Annotated in this window: 19 protein-coding genes, 1 pseudogene and 1 riboswitch; of the genes and pseudogenes, 7 read left to right on the forward strand and 13 right to left on the reverse strand. The window is 36.1% G+C overall.

Going from position 1 to position 19,373, the window contains the following annotated elements; translation table 11 throughout:
• Positions 1-138: 138 nt before the first annotated feature.
• The 8 genes from AC4G3N_RS01440 to helD form a co-directional block, all read right to left on the reverse strand.
• Positions 139-852: an AAA family ATPase gene (locus AC4G3N_RS01440; RefSeq protein ID WP_066103458.1), complete on the reverse strand. Its 714-nt coding sequence runs from the start codon at positions 850-852 to the stop codon at positions 139-141.
• 395 nt (positions 853-1,247) lie between these two features.
• Complete coding sequence (locus AC4G3N_RS01445) at positions 1,248-1,871, reverse strand: ECF transporter S component (RefSeq protein WP_066103455.1); 624 nt, start codon at positions 1,869-1,871, stop codon at positions 1,248-1,250.
• 524 nt (positions 1,872-2,395) lie between these two features.
• The gene (locus AC4G3N_RS01450; protein ID WP_066103452.1) at positions 2,396-2,959 is read right to left on the reverse strand and encodes an HAD-IA family hydrolase; all 564 of its coding nucleotides are present in this window, start codon (positions 2,957-2,959) and stop codon (positions 2,396-2,398) included.
• Between the two features lie 11 nt (positions 2,960-2,970).
• Entirely contained in the window at positions 2,971-3,831 is an 861-nt protein-coding gene (locus tag AC4G3N_RS01455; RefSeq protein ID WP_139891856.1) for a CvfB family protein, read from the reverse strand.
• Between the two features lie 47 nt (positions 3,832-3,878).
• Positions 3,879-4,784, reverse strand: coding sequence for a DUF1848 domain-containing protein (locus AC4G3N_RS01460; protein ID WP_139891855.1), 906 nt, complete (start codon positions 4,782-4,784; stop codon positions 3,879-3,881).
• A 23-nt stretch (positions 4,785-4,807) separates the two neighbouring features.
• The gene (locus AC4G3N_RS01465; RefSeq protein ID WP_066103446.1) at positions 4,808-5,563 is read right to left on the reverse strand and encodes an ABC transporter permease; all 756 of its coding nucleotides are present in this window, start codon (positions 5,561-5,563) and stop codon (positions 4,808-4,810) included.
• A complete protein-coding gene (locus tag AC4G3N_RS01470) occupies positions 5,560-6,468 on the reverse strand; it encodes an ABC transporter ATP-binding protein (protein ID WP_491089588.1) in 909 nt (302 codons plus the stop codon). The genes AC4G3N_RS01465 and AC4G3N_RS01470 overlap by 4 nt, the downstream gene beginning before the upstream one ends.
• Positions 6,469-6,594: 126 nt before the next feature.
• Entirely contained in the window at positions 6,595-8,835 is a 2,241-nt protein-coding gene (gene helD, locus AC4G3N_RS01475) for an RNA polymerase recycling motor HelD (RefSeq protein ID WP_491089589.1), read from the reverse strand.
• Positions 8,836-8,923: 88 nt separating this feature from the next.
• Between helD and AC4G3N_RS01480 the strand changes: the two genes are divergently transcribed.
• Positions 8,924-9,208, forward strand: coding sequence for a hypothetical protein (locus AC4G3N_RS01480; RefSeq protein ID WP_491089590.1), 285 nt, complete (start codon positions 8,924-8,926; stop codon positions 9,206-9,208).
• A gap of 103 nt (positions 9,209-9,311) precedes the next feature.
• On the opposite strand, the gene AC4G3N_RS01485 is transcribed toward AC4G3N_RS01480, so the two are convergent.
• Positions 9,312-10,844, reverse strand: coding sequence for a hypothetical protein (locus AC4G3N_RS01485; RefSeq protein WP_491089591.1), 1,533 nt, complete (start codon positions 10,842-10,844; stop codon positions 9,312-9,314).
• Positions 10,845-11,044: 200 nt separating this feature from the next.
• Between AC4G3N_RS01485 and AC4G3N_RS01490 the strand changes: the two genes are divergently transcribed.
• The 5 genes from AC4G3N_RS01490 (at position 11,045) to AC4G3N_RS01510 (ending at position 16,319) form a co-directional block, all read left to right on the forward strand.
• Positions 11,045-11,614 carry a biotin transporter BioY gene (locus AC4G3N_RS01490; protein ID WP_139891851.1) on the forward strand — a complete coding sequence of 190 codons (570 nt, stop codon included), beginning with the start codon at positions 11,045-11,047 and terminating at the stop codon, positions 11,612-11,614.
• A 362-nt stretch (positions 11,615-11,976) separates the two neighbouring features.
• On the forward strand, positions 11,977-12,261 hold the full coding sequence (locus AC4G3N_RS01495) for an SMI1/KNR4 family protein (RefSeq protein ID WP_491089592.1): 285 nt from the start codon (positions 11,977-11,979) through the stop codon (positions 12,259-12,261).
• Entirely contained in the window at positions 12,254-13,009 is a 756-nt protein-coding gene (locus AC4G3N_RS01500; protein ID WP_491089593.1) for an SMI1/KNR4 family protein, read from the forward strand. The genes AC4G3N_RS01495 and AC4G3N_RS01500 overlap by 8 nt, the downstream gene beginning before the upstream one ends.
• A gap of 544 nt (positions 13,010-13,553) precedes the next feature.
• Positions 13,554-15,215, forward strand: a complete 1,662-nt coding sequence (locus tag AC4G3N_RS01505) for an FAD-dependent oxidoreductase (RefSeq protein ID WP_491089594.1) — start codon at positions 13,554-13,556, stop codon at positions 15,213-15,215.
• Positions 15,216-15,608: 393 nt separating this feature from the next.
• Entirely contained in the window at positions 15,609-16,319 is a 711-nt protein-coding gene (locus AC4G3N_RS01510) for a hypothetical protein (RefSeq protein WP_066103422.1), read from the forward strand.
• 64 nt (positions 16,320-16,383) lie between these two features.
• Here the strand turns inward: AC4G3N_RS01510 and AC4G3N_RS01515 are convergent.
• The 4 genes and pseudogenes from AC4G3N_RS01515 to queF form a co-directional block, all read right to left on the reverse strand.
• A pseudogene (locus AC4G3N_RS01515) lies at positions 16,384-16,544 on the reverse strand (IS3 family transposase); the annotation flags it as partial.
• 50 nt (positions 16,545-16,594) lie between these two features.
• Positions 16,595-17,134, reverse strand: coding sequence for a VUT family protein (locus AC4G3N_RS01520; RefSeq protein ID WP_066104272.1), 540 nt, complete (start codon positions 17,132-17,134; stop codon positions 16,595-16,597).
• A complete protein-coding gene (gene queC, locus AC4G3N_RS01525) occupies positions 17,134-17,805 on the reverse strand; it encodes a 7-cyano-7-deazaguanine synthase QueC (protein ID WP_066103419.1) in 672 nt (223 codons plus the stop codon). Before queC ends, AC4G3N_RS01520 begins: the two co-directional genes overlap by 1 nt.
• Positions 17,806-17,860: 55 nt before the next feature.
• Positions 17,861-18,361: a preQ(1) synthase gene (queF, locus tag AC4G3N_RS01530; RefSeq protein ID WP_066103416.1), complete on the reverse strand. Its 501-nt coding sequence runs from the start codon at positions 18,359-18,361 to the stop codon at positions 17,861-17,863.
• 125 nt (positions 18,362-18,486) lie between these two features.
• A riboswitch (PreQ1 riboswitch) is annotated at positions 18,487-18,533 on the reverse strand.
• 354 nt (positions 18,534-18,887) lie between these two features.
• On the opposite strand from queF, the gene AC4G3N_RS01535 reads away from it, so the two are divergent.
• Positions 18,888-19,337, forward strand: a complete 450-nt coding sequence (locus AC4G3N_RS01535; protein ID WP_066103412.1) for a NanQ anomerase/TabA/YiaL family protein — start codon at positions 18,888-18,890, stop codon at positions 19,335-19,337.
• The last annotated feature ends 36 nt before the right edge of the window (positions 19,338-19,373 follow it).

Here is a 19,373-nt window from a genome sequence, read left to right on the forward strand (position 1 = left end):
AGTCTTTTTCTTATAATTTGGATTAGTGCCTTGTTAAATATAAAAATTACAAAACAGCTTAAATCCTTCTGTATTTCATACTCCATAATTAAAGCCTTAATCTTAATCAAACGACTACATACGGTGTCTTCTGGATGATTAATCTTCTAATATCTCTCGCAAAAACTTGTGTCTATTTTGTAAAAAGTAATTCGTTATTTGATAGTGATCTGTCATTTCATAATCTATCTCTTTAATTGTATCGTTATCAAAACTTAGAATTGTGGCGTTGGGATATCCTAAAAGAATTGGAGAATGTGTAGCGATTATAAATTGACTGTCCCCTGCAGTGACTAAATCATGTAAGATTTTCAAAAATGAAAGTTGTCGCTGGGGTGATAAGGCAGCTTCTGGTTCATCTAATAAATAGATGGCTCTCCCTTTAAATCGGTTTAAAAAGAGGGACAAAAAAGACTCGCCATGAGATTGTTGATGCAAAGAACGTCCGCCATAGGCATTATAAGCTTTTACTTCATCAATATGAGAAGCAAAATTATAAAATGACTCTGCTCTAAGAAAAAAACCGTCTGTGACTTTAGGAAGCCACGAAAGCCTTATATATTCGCCAAGTGCGGATTCTGAAGCATGAACATTATAAGTATTATTCCGCCCTCCACCTGCTGTATTAAACTGACATTTATCAGCAATTGCTTCTAGAAGTGTAGATTTTCCTGAACCGTTTTCCCCAACAAAAAATGTAACATTGATTTTCAAATTCAATTGGTGAAGATTCTTTATTGAAGGAATAGAGAAAGGATACTCATTATAAGAAGGTATGTTTTCATGCTCAAGTTGAATTCTCTTTAAGAACAACACTATCACCTACGATTTCCTTTTTTACTTTTTTTTCGAATAAAACGTCCCTTTAACTGAATGAAAAAGACAATAAACCATGCATAGCATTCGACAATCAAATCGGATCGCTTTATTTAACAATTATATACAAAATATCATTACTTTTCACAATTTAATCCCACGAAAATAGTATAAAGCCGCGTAGTTGGAAAAATTGATTATAGACGACACGTACTGCTTATTTTCCTTGAAATTACTCTATACTTAGTAACTTCTATAACACTTGATAATAAGTTCAATCCAAACAGCAACTATAAAAAACGCCATTTTGAATATTGATATTCAAAATGGCGTTCAAATTAATATGTGAGTTTGACATTTCTTAATTGATATTCAGAAATAGTGACATGAGTTTATCTTCTCGAAATCTTTAATAAAGGCGGAACTACCGCCATCGTTACCATCCCGGCAAGGAGTGCTTCGGCAAGTCCATTTGTAAAAAACACAGTTAAAACAGCTTTATAAATGGCACTTGTACTGCCAGCGTTAATAGCCTCTGCATAGGCATCCTGAAATAGAAAGGTAATAGAACCCATAACCAAGAATGTATGCATAAAAGTGGACACTAAAGCTGTAATAAATAAAGCAGGTTTTTGAAGCGAATTTTTCTTTGTTATAGCATTACGAAATGCTTTAAAAATATAGTAAGGTATAAATCCAATCATTACTCTTGGAACAATGGCAATAAATAACGCCCAAAAACTTCCTTGATCTGTTCCTAATACGGGAATTGCTGGTGAAAAAGCAAATGATAATAATGTCGGAGTAATCGTATTTACAGCAATACTAGTAAATCCAAATACTAATCCCAATAACGCACCTATCTTTGGGCCTAAAATAATAGAGGCAATAATAATTGGAATATGAATTAAGGTTGCTTTAATTACACCTAAATGAATAAAACCAAATGGTGTAAACGCAAATAATAGAATAATAGATAAAAAAATGGCTGTTAAAGTAAAGTCTTTTATTTTCAACTTTCTAACTCCTTCAGTAATCAAATTTCTTTAAATTATCTTTTGATTAGTAAATTAAATTATAAGGATAAATTATTTGGTATGTAAAGATATTTCGCTTTGAGGATTCAAAATTTAATGTAAATCTTAAATATGTGAAATAACCCTTACAGATACTGAATTACATAATTGTACTCATGGGATGTTCATTTATCGCTATACATCCTAAAGATTGAGAAAATATCCAATGGAAAACTAATCCGCTCTATTTCCTTACTGATTCGCTCAATTATTGCTGAATTCGGCTGAATTCTAGTCAGAATCGGCTCTATTATCACTAAAATTGGCTCTATTATTCTGAATAACGGCTCTATTAATGGCTATTTAACCTCATATCTATTCTTTTCTCCTAATCCAGCAATCTTATTAGTAAAGTATATATGTTAAAAATCTATTTCCAGCAAGGGATTCGTTATAATCTATCCATAAAAAGCAAAACAGGTGGGAAAGAACAATTTGTTCTCTCTCCACCTGTTGAACTTAACTTATCTTTTAACAATCTCAAAAAACGTTTCATAGCTATTAACATAATAATCCGCACCTGGCGTATCATTCTGAAATAAGCAGGTTTTGATTCCAATACTTTTGGCAGGTAAAATATCTAACTCCCTATCCCCAACCGCGAGATCAATACGGTACTTATCGTGCAGGTACTGATAGCTTGCCGGATGAGGTTTTTTTGGATATCCGTCATCAATGGCTACTATTTCTGTGAAATATTGATCCATTCCGTTTGCTTTTAAAATACTCTCGGCACCTTCACGGTATTTATGCGTCATGATTACATTTAAATCCGCTGCCTCCAGCACATTCTTCACTCCCGGAAACGGTTTGAAATCCAAGGGCTTTAACTGCCTTTCAAGTATATGAATATGTTTAATTTGTTCTTCGGTTAGCTTAAGTTCGTTGAACGCATGGCCAAACGACACCTTTAGCAAGGAAAAGATTTCTTCCTCCGAAAGAGGTGTCTCCACTGCACTTTTGACCATTCTCGCATAACCGGGATAGGTATCAAATAAAGTGCCGTCAAAGTCCCAAAGTATATTCATATCCATTCCCCTTATTGTTTCGTTATCTTCGTCCAGCCATCCTCTTGTGTAATTCTGCGATCCTTCATTAGTCGGCCGAGTGCACGTTTAAAAGCTGCTTTACTCATACCAAAACGTTTTTGGATAGACTCCGGATCCGATTTATCCCAATAAGGCATGCTGCCCCCGCGGCTTTCAAGATAAGTAAAGATTGCTTCCGCATCTTCATCAAGGCGTTCATGCGTACGTGGCAGCAACGAGCCGTTTGTACTGCCATCAGGCTTAACTTCAATAATTCTGCCCTTGACCAATTCACCCAGCCTTGGTTCATTCGCACGTTCACTCTCATGAATGAAACAGCGGTACCCTTCTGTTGTTAAAATAAAGGTGCCTACTTTTAATAAACGGTAAGCTCTTCCCTCAAAATCTTTATTTTTTATTGATTCAGGAGCATGCTCGCTTAATTCCTGTACAACGGTTTCAGTAGCAAGACGACCAAACATTCTGCCTCTATTGTCGACTTTTAATGTAACATAAAGCTGGTCTCCTACTTCTGGCCATAGGCTTTTTAATTTTGGTAAATCGTCACTGGAGATCAATAAATCCTTTTGAAGTCCGATATCAAGGAAAACCCCGTGGCTTGGATGAACATCCACGACCGGAACCCAATCATATTCACCTTCAGTAATGGTTGGCAATTTCATGGAGGCTGTCAATCGGCCTTCTTTATCGTTAAATAAGAAAACCTCTATTTCTTGCCCTATTTCAAGATCACCAACGATTTCATGTGTGTGAAGCAAAACATCTTCTTCACCATTAGAAAGAAAGTATCCGAATGAAACCTCTCTTTCCACTGTTAATGTTGCTTTAATACCTGGTTGTAAATAACTCATTAACTCTTCACCGCTTCCTTTATACGATCCTTAAGTATATCATTATTTTACCCGTTTATCAGTAAATAAGGACTAGTTGGATCATGTTTTTGTCTATTTGTCTGCACCAGCTTCGGACTTCTTACCGCATAGCAATATACGCAGCCAAATGGGCATGTATCATATGAACCCATCTCTTCTGCCTCCATGCACCCACATTCAGCCCGTTGGTATTTATCCTTTTTACCGGATAATTGCAGGTTAAATACTTCTTCAATAAAGTTTTTATCAATACACGCGCCATGTTTGATTCCGTGTGTATCCAAGTCAATAATCTCCGAACAAGTCTCTGGTACCATTCCATATTGCTTGCAAACTGAACCAATGGTACGGGTCAATGCATTTAAAGCTGACCGATTGTTAGGGTCAAGCCAGTCATCGAATTGATAGCCCTCCACCTTTTCCAGATTAGCAAGTCTACCTTTTGTCTTCGTATAAAAATCTTGAAAACTAATCACTACACGCGTAGTAAACCCGGATAATTGTTTTGCTATATGAGTAAATCGCTCGATATGATACTCCACATTCGTTTTATTGCTTAACACAATGGGATCGTATCGCCAGATTACTTTCTCCTGCCCGATTAAATCAGATATATACTGGAACTCTTTCATTCTGTTAGATAAACTTGGCATCCCTGGCTCAATCTCTTTTGGATAGTCATTTAGAGTATATTGAAACATTAAACGGTAGCCCATCTCCACCAATTCAGGAATATAGGGATTCATCGGTTTTGGATTCTTTGTCCAAAAACAAATTGCATCCACATCTACCGGCAAAAGTGAAACCTTCTTTGTTTGATGACGATTAAAAGGATTCACCTTCATATAATAGCCTTCTCTGATTCGATTCATAAACCACTCAGAGTAAAACGCAGGTATATCTGTTCTCCTGCTGGCACTAATAATCATCATTCTCACCCTTTCAGGCCTTTACTTTATACTGTTATATCCCTTTTTGCAAAGAAAAACCAAGCAACACCATAAAAGAAAATGAAATGCATGATAAGGATGATGATCGAAAAGCCTGGTGACATTCCAGACAGGATAGGTGTATTACCGAATAAGTATTGGTCCCACTGTGTATTGGCAAAGAGCAAAATCTTGCCAAGGGACAGCTCCAGCAACTCTGCAATTTCCGTTACAAACTTCCCGCCAAGTAACGCAGCTATTCCAAACCCAATTGCAAAGGCACTATTTTTAAATACGACAGATACTGCATATGTAAAGGTTGAAATCAGCATCAATTCCAAAAACGTAATTCCATACGTTAACAATAACTTTTGAAACATAAGCCCATAGCCCGCTCCAAAGCCGTAAATGATTCCTCCAATAAGCCAGGAAAAGATAAATGTAGTGGTTAATAAATATATACCATACAATTGAATCGTAAGCCATTTGGCAAATAAGACCATTGACCTTGTTCTCGGACGGATCAATAACAGTTTAATTGTTCCTGTTTGAAATTCATTAGCCAGTATACTCCCCGCCAAACCAATCGCTAGAAATATCGTGATGATTAGGAAGTTGGATAGCACAGACATAAAGTCAATCACATTTCCGTCTGTTCCTTTAATCAGTTTTGTAAAAAAGAATGGTAATAAACAAATCAACAAAGGCATCACCAGAAAGGAGTATCTGACCATTTTGTTATTTGTCATTTTATAGTGTTCGTTATAAAGTAATGACCTCACGAAATTCCAACCTCCCTCGCTGAAATCGTCTGTAAAAAGGTGTCTTCCAACTGATTTTGGTCATAAGCAAGCTGATACACGCTCACTTTATTCAGAACCAGCATTTCATTAAGCATCGGGATATCCTTTTTCTCAACTGATAAGCGAATAAGATTTCCCTTATATGAAATAACCTCATAATTTGCATCTAATACAGCCAGAGCATGTTGGATATCATCCACCTCAATAATAAGCACATGATGATCCATTTTTACATTTGTGATCTCCAATAATTCACCCGCTTTTATGATGCCAATTCGATCACAAAGCATTTCAACCTCAGATAATAGATGAGTGGAAATGAGAATCGATATATTCTCTTCTTTGGCCAAATAGAGAAGATGATTGCGTAAGTCACGCATTCCTTCTGGATCCAACCCGTTTGTTGGCTCGTCCAACATCAAAATCTTCGGTTTGTGCAAAATGGCCTGGGCGACTCCTAATCTCTGTTTCATTCCTAACGAATATGTATGTACCTTGTCATCGATTCTTTCTGTCAGGTTGACTAATTCAACAACTTCTTCTATTCTATCAGATGATATATTCGAATATAAATTAGCGTATAATTCTAAATTTTGCCACCCAGTTAAATAATCGTAAAAGGCTGGATTTTCAATAATAGCTCCTACATGTTTGATGGCGTCAACAAAAGACGTTCCTACCTCGTGATTCATGATTCTAATCTGGCCGGCATTTTTCTTCATAAGTCCGCAAATCACTCGAATTAAGGTCGTTTTTCCAGCACCATTGGGTCCAATTAAGCCGAAAATTTCGCCTTCTTCTATTTCAAAGCTGATATTTTTAAGGATATCAGAACCAGCTATTTGTTTGCTGATTGATTTGACTTCTAAAACTGTATTTCTCATTCTCCCTGCCTTACCTCCCTAATCCAATCTACTTATCTATTTTACACTACTTACAACCGCTTACCTATATACGGTAAACGTGTTTTCCAAAACAAATAGAAAAAGGGACATTTTCTCCAACAAATGTTAGAGAATAAATGCCCTCTTCTGTTTCCCCATTAGTATCAGTCGGTGAAGAGCTCTGGTCATTACAACATACAATAGTTTAATATCGATCTCATGGTTATCCGAGTATACTTCATTATATGCGACAGCAAATACAGCATCAAACTCCAATCCCTTCGCTAAGTACGACGGTACAATTACTATTTTATCCTTTGGAATAGATGTCGTTTCTTCAAGTAAATAGAGGTCTAGCTCAGTATGCTGTTTAAGAATGGAATTTACAATCGCTGCATCTTCCTCAGTCTTTGTAATAATCGCGAAAGTATTGAATTTTTCTTCCTTTAACTTCCTTACTTGATTAGACATCTGTTCAGCCCATTCCTCATCAGATGTGATCTCTAAAAATACAGGTGGTTTGCCATGTCGAATGATTGGTTCAACCTCCGGAAATGAAGTGGATAGCCGTTTTAATAATTGATTGGCTTCATTCATAATCTCGACGGTTGTTCGGTAACTCTTTTTCAGCTCTCGATAAATGGCTCTTGGAAAAATGGATTTTCTTACTTCCTGCCAGTCGGTTATTCCCCGGTAAGAATGGATGCCCTGCGCCAAATCACCGACAAGGGTAAACATATCTGTTTCCAAAGCTGTTTTAAGCCCTTGAAGCTGCAAAAAGCTATAATCCTGCGCCTCATCAATCACTACATTCTTTGCCTTTTTCTCCGGCTTAACTCCATAAATTTTTGCATATAAATACAGAATAGGGCCCAAGTCCTCAAGCTCATATTTTTTCTTAGAAAAGATATTCTGACTGCTTTCGCAAAGCTCTAACGCCTCTTTTTTACTGAGTTTATGATCTGAGTATTGAACCAGCCTGTCCGGGTCGCTGTATAATTCTTTATAAAGTGTCCATATATCTCTCTTATCAAAATAGCTCATATAATCCTGGACGGCTTTTTTGATTTCCATTTTCAGATCATTGATCCTCGCCTCTTTTTTATCCAAAGCCAGCGAAATGTATTGCTTCCGCTTTTTCTCATCACCCTTCCAGTTTAAGGCCCTGTCAATTCTGACCTCATAATGCTGAACTACTTTTTTCAGCATTTTATCTTTATTCAAACGTACTTGATTTTGAAGGACTTTTTTTAGTTTCTCGATTCGTTTATAAAGCGGCAAATATGTATACTCATTGTATAAAAGATGATTAAACTGTTTTGCTGTATACAATTTAAACTTATCAACCCGAAAGTCTTCATGCACCATCAAACCGGTTTTTATTTCTTCTACATAATGGTCAAGCACCCTTTGAAATAGAGAGGAACCTTTGATGCTTGAGATGTGAACGAATTGTTGATCCTTAAGGATGTCACGAAGCTTAGTATCCTCTGTCAATTTAATTTTCTTCCCCAGCACCTCTTCCACATATCCCTGAAAGGTCATTTGTCTTACTTTCTCAACACCGAGTTCTGGGAGTGCCTCTGAAATATAATCAAGGAATAAAAAGCTTGGTGCTAATATTAATAATTGTTCAGGCTGGAATACATCTTTATAGTGATACAAAAAATATGAAATACGGTGCAAAGCAATCGTTGTCTTCCCACTTCCTGCTGCTCCCTGCACAATAATAGGTTTATTTAAATCCGCTCGTATGATTTGATTCTGCTCCTCCTGAATCGTTGCAACAATCTCTGTTAATCGATTGGCAGAACTGCCGGCAAGAGACTCCTGCAATAATTCATCCACCGTCGTAACATCGATATCCCGTATGTCGAGCAGCTCTCCATCTTCAATGATGAATTGCCTTTTTAGACTAATGGTACCGTCATAAGTTTCACCTTCTGACGTATAACTCACTTCTCCCAACCGGCCTTCATAGTATAAATTAGCAATAGGTGAACGCCAATCGATAATCAATTGCTCCTGATTGTCACGCTGAAATAAGGATGTCTTTCCAAAATAAAGCTTTTCCATTCCGCCAGCCTCACGAGAAGTAAAATCCACCCGTGCAAAATATGGTTTAGGTATTGCCTTAATCAAGCTTTCCAGTTCGGACATTGAGAGCTGATAGAAGCTGGCACTCGTTAAAAGCTGCGAATACCCCGCACTCTCTACCCAGTCTTCATCTTTAAAGATGTCCTTCATCTTTTCCATAAATTGTTCTTTGTTTGTTTCAGCTGTATCAATGACAACCTGCATATATTTTTTTATAAATTCGAGCCGTTGTTTCTCCTCTTCAATCTCCTGATTTATACTATTTATCACTCTTTCACCTAACCTTTCTTTATATATTTCAAGAATTCCTGTTTGAAAGACTAAACAAATCACCATACTGCTTATTGGAGGTGGGATCATGTATAGAAATAAAATTGCTTTGGTCTTTTCTGATTTTGGGTTAGATCATCTTTATTTAAAATTTGAAGTGCCGCTTGAAGTTCATGGAATATTGAATGACCCGGAGACATGTGAAATAATGGAACAATTTTTGTCCGTGTATGACTTTAATTCACAGGAAACTCTCTTATTTGATGAATTTTTTACTCATTTTAAGATATTTAAACGAATAATTACATTTACTAGGGATTTACCCATCCATTATATTGATTTATATAAACCGAGCAGTGAAATATTTTACTAAATCGATTTTGGGATTTTGCAGGTACCGTTATATTCATACTCCCGATACGACAAAATAACCAGACAATCGTTTCCTGATTGCCTGGTATTCTTCTTAACGGTATTCACAATAAGTATGGCCCAAATAAACAGGTCATAACTAATAAATTATAGCCTATGTAGTAAAATAATCCAGTAAATAAACCTGTATCTTCCTTCATCACCCAGCGATAGATCATATACGTAACAATACTGATGATTAAAGGCCAAATAATCAAGCTACCATCAAAGTTTAAATATGATGGTGCGGCAAAGAATGACCTTTCTGATAAGACCTCATTGAGCATATAGATCATAGTACCGATATAGAGCAGAATTCCCACCGGCTCTACCCAACTGCGTTCATTCCTTTCGAAAATATCACTCTTGATAAACGACAGGATTCCGTAAAAGACTAATGGAGGAACAACCCATACCAGTCCGAGCACTAGCATAAAAAAGCCGCTGAATATGCCAGAAATAGAATAATATAGAGCGGAGGTATAATCTTCTTTGGTTATTTTTTGTGAAGATTCGACATATCGTTCATCATCCGTTGTGACGTTCAACACATATTCCTTGCCATCAAACGTTTGCCAAGTTATATAATTCTGATCAAGCCATTGAGGTCTGGCAGGTGTGTCTTCCGTATTACTTCGCCTCTCAGCTACCCAGGCTCCTTTTTGCTGCGTGGCATAGTAAACATTATATCCAGAACGCTTTGCAACTCGACTGCCCTCAGCAACAAATAAAATTGCCGGTTTATCATCCTGGTAGAAAATTTGCAAATAGCGAGGATTATCTAACTCACTCCCAGTCTTCTCATCATAAAAAGTATACTTCTCATTTTTCTCAACTTTTGAAGTAGCTAAATCAAAGCTCAACTCCAATGCTTGATAGGCCCTTTGTCCCTGTGCCATCGAATATTTTTCGATAATAGCTGTAGCTTTTTTGTCTCCGGCATCATAGATGATATTCTCAATTGATTGCCCGCCAGTTGCTGAATGCTCGAGCAACTTTTTAAATTTTCCATTATACAATGAATAAAAATGAACCTCGGAATCAGATATTTGAAGTCCTACTAAAAAGGACTTACCATTTTTAGCCTGCAATCCTGTGTAAATAGGTTGATCATATGTATGTATAAGCTTTGTTTGACCTGTACCTGCATTATATTCTTTTAGTTCATTCTGATTCCAAAAGAGAACTCCAGCTTGGGTAGGTGAAAAAGAAGTAATGTCTTGAGCGATTACCTGATCCGTTCCCTCTTGGTTGATGGTTAACTTATCATCATCCATATAAATCAGCTGACCCTCGGACGCCCAAATTGGTTCTGCCGGCGCCACTTCGGCTTGGATAGATTCTTCTTTTAACATGTTGAAATTTTGATCCAATACTTTGTGAGAAACATCTGTCTCATCCGGCATAAAAATGTGTAACTCATCATCTATTTGATAACTGTAATATTCCATTGGATATTTTGATGATGCTTTCAAATTGCTTGATCTTCCCCACCCATCATCAGGCAGAGTTGTTTCCAGTCTTACATTGTACACATAATAAAGCAGCAACATGATAAAACCTGTAATAATTGGTATAATTATAGCCTTCTTACTCAAATGAATCCCCCTTAATCTCTAGATCTTTATACTCATTTAAATAATATCACTATATTAGTTTAATTTGGTAGAATTTTCAATAAATTATAATAGTTTAAATTTTACATTTATTTATTAAACAAATCTTGTTAACTTCCCATAAAATATGTTAACCTATTATTTAAATTGGTTTACTTATTTTTCAGTTGAGGTGACTGTCTATGGCTCATGATAAAACGAAAAAGCTAGTTCTCGCAGCAATGTGTGCATCCATCATCTGTCTGTTAGCCCAAATCACCATTCCTTTGCCTCTCATTCCTATTACAGGACAAACATTAGCCGTTGGGATTGTGGCAACCATCTTGGGATCCAGACACAGTACGATTACAGTATTAGTCTATTTAACACTCGGTCTTATAGGCTTACCTGTATTCTCTCAATTCACAAGCGGATTAGGTATTTTATTTGGACCAACGGGCGGTTACTTAATCGGATTCATTCCGACAGCCTTTCTGATTGGGCTATGGTTAGAAAAAACATCCTATACATACAGTCAAGCTTTTTTCGCAAACCTAATCGGTATGTGTATCACCTTAACCGTTGGATGCGTTTGGTTAAAACTATTTGCAGCACTTACCTGGCAGGAAGCTTTAGTAACAGGTATTTATCCTTTTTTACCAGTCGGCATCATTAAAGCATTCCTAGCCGCATGGTTCGGCATCACTATAAGGCAGCGCTTGAACTCTGCTAAACTATTACCAGCTCAAGCTAAAAGATACTCCTCCCTTTGAATTAGGTGGAGTATCTTTTGCTATATTGGGAAGGTATTATCTGTAAGCCGATATAAAGTATGTTTTTATCAGCTTCTCTATTACTGATTATATTTCTACTAGTTATCATAAAAGCAACTAGATACTCCATAGAAAATATGCAAAACTATATAATTCGTGCTGTAAAACCAAATAAAAGGCACCCTATTTGAGTGCCCACTAGTCAACATTTCCTCTATACTCCTTTCATTTTTTCTTAAAAACAAATTTTATTTAAAGTCACACAAAAGATTATCCATCAACCAATATATGTAAAGGATTAAATGGAACTTTGTAGAATTATATATTGAGCAATAATTTATATGAAATTAGGTGAAGAGATTTTGAAAAGCAGCATATGGGATAAAGATGTAGGTTACAAACCACTACCGGTCACTGATTCAATTATTGAAATGGCCGAAAAAAAGCTGGGTGTTAAACTTCCAGAATCCTACATAAAATTATTAAAAGATCAAAACGGCGGGAGTATCATCTACAATGCTCATCCCGCTCCCAAGCATGAAGTATTTGACGATTTATTCATAGAAGTAGAATACCTCGATGGAATTGGCAAAAATGGAGGAATACTAGATAGTGAAGAATTAATAGAAGAATGGGAAAATGCCTAAAGGCCTTGTTTTGTTTAATGGTGATGGTCATTACTGGCTGGCCTTTGATTATCGGCATACTTCTTCAAATCCGCCAATTGTGTACGTAGATAATAATGATGAGATTTCACAAGTAATAACACTCGCTAGAAACTTTGACGATTTTCTAGAAAACTTATATGTAGTGGAAATAGAATTACCAGATGACGAAGACTATTCTATTGTGACATATAGTAAGGAAGACTTTGAATCGTTAATCGAACAAGATGATGCTGAAACACTTTCTGAAATTATCCAATTTGATACTATTGATGAGGAAGCAGATTTAGATTGGTATGGCGAAAAGTTATTACAATTGAGCGAACATCCTGATGATGATTTAAGGATCTCTATAGCTAATAAAATTTGGAATGATTATACTTACCAATTTAGTGAAGATACCTTAAAGAAATTCATTGAACTATTTAAAAATGATACAGATTCTGATGTGAGAAGCTATGCTGATATGATTACAGAAAAAATTAATTACTCTATAGAAGATTTAAAGATGGAAATGGTAAGAGAAAATACTGATTATGGTTACAATGTCGTATCCAGCTTTATGTATAAAGACAATAGCTACCATGTTATACAGAAAGATAATAAATGGATATTGGAAAGTCTCACTGGTGCAGATCAGTCATTCGATTCAATAGAACAATTCTTTAAAGAGGCAACATTGGGGGGAATCCCTCTTACCGATGCTTGGGTAGAAGTTAAGATAATATAAGCTTTTTTAAGAAAAGAAAAAATTACAGTGTACTAATTAGAGCACTCTAACCTATAAAAAGATCCTGACCTCTAAAGTTGATCGGGATCTGATTATTTTGGATTATTTCCCTTCACATATCTAGACGATAAAACATATCCAGAGATCCTCCTTTATCTAATCTTCATCAATTCTTATTTATCTACCATTTTGTAATTTTCAAAGTGCCAACTCAATAACAACTATTATTTTCTTTTGAGCATCCATTGGTAAACTAACCTTCCACCCTATTGGAATGGCATTGTTCGTTAAATTATTCTTAAATACCAGGTGTAACATTATATATTTTTCTACAATAAACTCTCGTTTCACTCTCTATGCTTATCTCATTTATTAAGTATGGGTCAATTCAGTCCTTCTACTGATTGATATTTAATAAATATTTCCAAATATTATTGTATAATCTGTTCTAAATACTGTAAAATTTAATTGTCTGAATATTTAACGGTTTCTATTTAGGGGTTTTGTTATTTTGCGCAGATACTACTCAAAGGGGGATTTTTTAATGGGTTGGGATTACGAATATGATGTAGTAGTAGTCGGTTCTGGAGCAACAGGTTTTTCTGCCGCCATTACTGCAAAAAAAGAGGGATTAAGTACACTGCTAATTGAAAAGGAAAAGCATTTTGGAGGAGCTTCTGCTTTATCAGGCGGCGGTGTATGGGTTCCGAATAACAGATATTTAGTTGAGGCTGGTGTAGCCGATAGTTTTGAAGAGGCTAAATTATATTTAGATTCCACTGTAGGTGATTTAGTAAGTGATACAATTAAAGAAACCTATTTGAAAAAAGGGATCGAAATGCTGGATTATATGCATAATTTAAGCCCACATATGAGATTCTCCTATGCAAATAATTACTCTGACTATTACCCGACACATCCGGGTGGAAAAGGGATCGGCCGGTCGATCGAGCCCAAAGTAATTGATTTAAATAAATTAGAAGATTGGAAGAGCAAGCTTCTCCCTCCTGCTATGGATACAAAAGGTTTCGTTATGACAGGACAGGATTTCGTTAAAGTGAATATGATCACCAGGTCCTGGGCAGGAAAAAGAGCTTCTTTAACAATTGGATGGCGATTAATTAAGCATAAATTATTCAAAAAAGATTATGCCGCATTAGGTAGAGCTTTAATAGCTCGATTGGCTCTAACTTACAAAGATTTAAACGGTGAAATTTGGCTTGATTCACCATTTGTTGATTTTATTTACGAAAACGATAAAGTAACAGGCCTAATCGTAAACAAAAACGGTAAACAAGTAACAATCAAAATCAATAAAGGCTTAATTTTTGGATCAGGTGGATTTTCTCGGGATCAAGAAAAGAGAGATAAATATCTTCCAAGTCCACAAGATGTGAGTTGGACAAGCTCACCAAAAGGTCAAACTGGTGATATTATTGAGCCTTTCGCAAAATTGAATGCGAAGTTTGGTTTAATGGACAGAGTTTGGGGTGCACCTACTGTCATTAATCATTTGGGTATGCCATTTTTCTTAGTAGCGGATAGAGGCTTGCCGAATATGATTATCGTTGACCAAGACGGAAATCGATATATTAATGAACCGACTCCATATCATGAATTCGTTGATAAAATGTATGAACATAATGAAAAAACAGACGGTAAAGCCATCACTTCCTGGATTATTTTAGATGCAAGAGCCAAGAAAAGATATATATTTACTGGCCTATTCCCCGGGCAAGATTTCCCTCAAGCATACTATGAGAATGGTGTTGTTTTGAAAGGAAATACAGTCGAAGAATTAGAAAACAAATTAAATATTCCACAAGGAAATTTAGTTAAAACAATGAACAGATTCAATGAATTTGCACGAAACGGAAAAGATTTAGATTTCCATAGAGGAGAAACACCACATGATCGATATTACGGGGATCCTTCTTTGCCAAATCCAAATTTACTTGAAATCAATGAGGCTCCCTACTATGCAATGAAAGTCTACCCAGGGGATATCGGCACTAAAGGCGGGGTAGTTACGGACGAATTAGCAAGAGTTGTTAAAGAAGACGGTACAGTATTTGATAATGTATACGCTTGTGGTAACTGTTCATCATCCATTATGGGTCATTCTTATCCTGGGCCAGGAGCAACATTGGGACCGGGTATGACCTTTGGTTATGTAGCTTCCATGCACTGTAAGGATAAAAAATAAGAGACTTTTTAAACCCAGACAAAAGCATTTGAACAACTAAAGTTCTTATGCTTTTGTTATTTCTATTAATATCTCTTTTCTTTTATACAAAAGGAGAAAATACCTCCATTTTTAAAATGATTAACCATACTAAAGACCGTTCCATGGTAATACAGACAAAAAGAACAACCAGATACTTTTTCTTTTTTACTCAGTGCTTCATTCACGTTTTTTAGATTCTTTGGAAATTCATATGCCAGTTCTCAAAAAAATTATTCATGTTGTTCTCCACCTTCGTTCTTCATTAATGCAACGCTTCTAACTGGTAATTATTTGTAAATGGAAATTACAGTAAAATACCTTTCCCTTCCATGCTACAATAAGATCCTAATTTCACCAAAGGAGTGCACAACAGTGATGAAGCGATTTTTCATTATTATGTTTGGAGCGTTGTTGTTGACGGCTTGTTCGAACGCAACAAAAGACACAAACAATGAAACAACTTCTACCACCACTAACGTTCAAGAAAACGATCAGCAGGAAGTCAACTTGGAATTCACCCAAGAAAAATATTATATCGAAACCGGTGATGACACGACCATTTACTACTATGCCGAACTGGAAAATACCAGCAACATCCCAGCAGTGTTGTATTCTTCTGACTTAGCGGCAGAAGACAAAGACGGAAATGTATTAGGTGCCCAAATGGGCGGAAGCAGTTACCCGCACATTGTCAATCCAGGGGAGAAAACCTATATTTCGAATACCCTCTTTATTGAAGAACCTATCAAACAAGAGAACATCGCCAAAGTGTATTGCGTGCCTGAGTATGACAAGGCATCTGAGGAATATGTCGGTGTTAATGTGGAAAACCCTGTATTAAAAGAAGATGAGTACAAAATGTACACAGTAACAGGCAAACTTGTGAATTCGACAGATGAAGAGTTTGATGCATCCTATGCAGCCGTTTTACTAGATGAAAATAACCAAATGGTCGCAGTCTTGTCAGGCTATGCGGACAGCTTGAAAAAAGGCCAACCAAAGCCATTTGAAACGTATGAATATCTGCCAGAAGCGGTAAAAGGAAAAGTCAAAAGTGTAAAAGTGATTTCCTGTAAACATTAAGAAATAAAAGCGGTTCCCGTGTGATCTGATTCAAGAAATTTAGACATATATAATTAGGCTGCTTCAAGACCTGAGTTCTGTATTCAACTGGACTCAGGTCTTTTAATTTCGCCTTCATTTGTTTTTGTGATTGTAATAATGGATATAGTCCGCCATTTCTTTCTCAAAATACTCCAAACTCTTAAATTCCCGGAGAAAAAGAAGCTCGGACTTCAATAAGCCCTTAACCGTATCGGAAAAGCCATTTGATAGTTCTTTTTGTTTATTGTACTTTTTTATACTTTCGCCAGATATTTTTCTTTATAAGACAACCCTTGCCCTAATAGATATGCACCAATCATTTGCATAACCGTTTTCACGATAATCTGACCAATAATTGCAGCTGGTACAGCTGACCAAGGAATATATCCAGCTCCTAATGGGCTTAGTCCTACAATGACGAACACAACTGAATCTAATAAACCACCAACCATTCCACTATAAAAGACACGCCAAGCCATCGGAAGTTTTAAACGTGTATAAATTTCTGTATCTGTTGTTTCTGCGATTAAGAATGATAGCGCAGAGGCTGCGACGATAATTAGAGTATCTCCTAATAAATAAGATGCAGTTGCTGATAATACTAAAGCTAAGAAAATAAAACCATAGGTCCTCTTACGACCAAGTTTATTTTGAACCAAATCACGGAAGATAAAGGTTGCACCAATTAAGAACGATCCCATTGGAATAATGAATATCCAAAATTCTAATGGAGCAAAGCGCGCTGTCAGTACATTTGCCGTTACAATTGATACTAAATAGAATAGAATGCGTATCATATTGATCCTCCTATATGCTGTTTGGTATGTAAATATGTGTGCATTCCTTGCAGACGCAGCTTACAAGCGGGACATTCACCACAGCCGTCCGCTTTAATACCGTGATAACACGTTAAGGTCTTTTCTTTCACAAAATCAAATGCACCTAATTCATCTGCTAAGGACCATGTTTCTGCTTTGTTCAACCACATTAAAGGTGTGTGTATAACAAAGGCTTCTTCCATTGATAAATTGATTGTGACATTAAATGATTTTATAAAAATATCACGACAATCTGGATATCCGCTAAAATCTGTTTCACAAACACCTGTAATAATATGCTTTGCACCAATTTGTCTCGCTAATACACCTGCAAAAGATAAAAATAATAAATTGCGACCCGGTACAAACGTTGATGGCAACTCTCCTTCCGCACCATCCTTCACCTCAATATCAGCGCGTGTTAATGCATTCGGAGCAAGTTGATTAAGTAATGACATATCTAAAATATGATGATGGACGTTTAATTCATTAGCGATTTGTTTTGCACATTCAATTTCTAATGCATGTCGTTGCCCATAATTAAATGTCACAACCTCTACCTCTCCAAAATTTTTCATTGCCCAGAACAAGCATGTCGTACTATCTTGTCCGCCGCTAAACACGACTAATGCTTTTTCTTGCTTCATGATCTTTCCCCCCTCCCAAGATAAAAGGATTTTAACGAATTGTGGTAACACTCAGTTAGCGATTATCAATTTTTTCGGGATATAAATCGTGATTCATTAAGCGATGATTTGCGATTTCTTCATATTTCGTACCTGCACGGCCATAGTTACACCAAGGGTCGATTGATATACCCCCGCGTGGAGTAAATTTGCCCCATACCTCGATATAACGAGGATCCAGCAGTTTAATTAAGTCATTCATAATGATATTGACACAGTCTTCGTGGAAGTCTCCATGATTGCGGAAACTAAATAAATATAATTTTAGTGACTTACTTTCTACAATTTTTTTATTTGGAATATACGAAATATACATGGTCGCAAAATCCGGTTGCTGCGTAATTGGGCAAAGACTTGTAAACTCAGGGCAATTAAACTTAACAAAGTAATCACGGTCTGAATGTAAATTATCTACAGACTCTAATACTTCAGGTGCATAATTAAATGCATACTTCACATTTTGATTTCCCAATAACGTTAAATCCTCTAATCCTTCTGTTTGTTGTCGACCAGACATAAATAACCCTCCTTGAATTAGATATCTAATCATTCCAAGGAGGGCCATACTCTTTTTCTATAAAAATAACTACTTAGAAAGTCAAAAAAGCCACGTCCAATATATGGACATGGCGAGAATGACATGTATCCATAGTTTTTTATAGAGGGTATCCGCTATGAACCTCTCCTGAAAATCTTCAGATATTATTTTAATTACATCTTATCATATCACACCCGATAATGGTTATAAAAGGAAAAAAGTTAACAGATGTAAGTTGAATCACGGGTGTTTCATAAAATATGGAGCTGAGCTAAAAATGATAAACACAAGTTAGACGATAAAAGTATTTTGGCAATTTTACACAAATAAATGGCCAGATGACTATTATCTAAAGGTTTGATGGTTTATTAATCAAACTCAATTATTTCTTTCTCCTTCGGTTTTTCATATCATACGAACCAGACTTGTATACAAGTTCTTGTATCGCTATTACTGGTTATGTTACTATTTTATATACTTATATTACGTATCGGAGGAAACATATATGATTATCGATCAGTTATCAAATGCTCCATTATATGATGGAGTGCATCCTAGATTAAAGAAAGCCTTCGCTTTTTTAATGGAAAATGATTTGCAAGCCTTGCCGGTAGGAAAGTATGAAATTGAAAATGACAAGGTCTTCGTAATGATTCAAGAGTATGAAACAAAGCTCATTGAAGACTGTCGCCTGGAAGCTCATTACTCATATACGGATATCCAATACGTCATTAAAGGCGAGGAAAGAATGGTTTATACAAATAAGGAAGATACAGAAGTCGTAGAGGAACAAAAAGAAAATGATGTTATGTTCTTGAATGGCGAGGGTAATCATCTTATCGTGAAAGAAGGATGTTTTGCTGTGTTTATGCCCCAAGATGCTCATATGCCAGGTGTTTGTGTGCAACAACCGCAAACTGTAAAAAAAGCAGTAGTAAAAGTATTGTGTGATTAATGGAAGAGGCAAAATCAATTCATGATTTTGCCTCTC

This window comes from Bacillus sp. z50 (assembly GCF_058313585.1).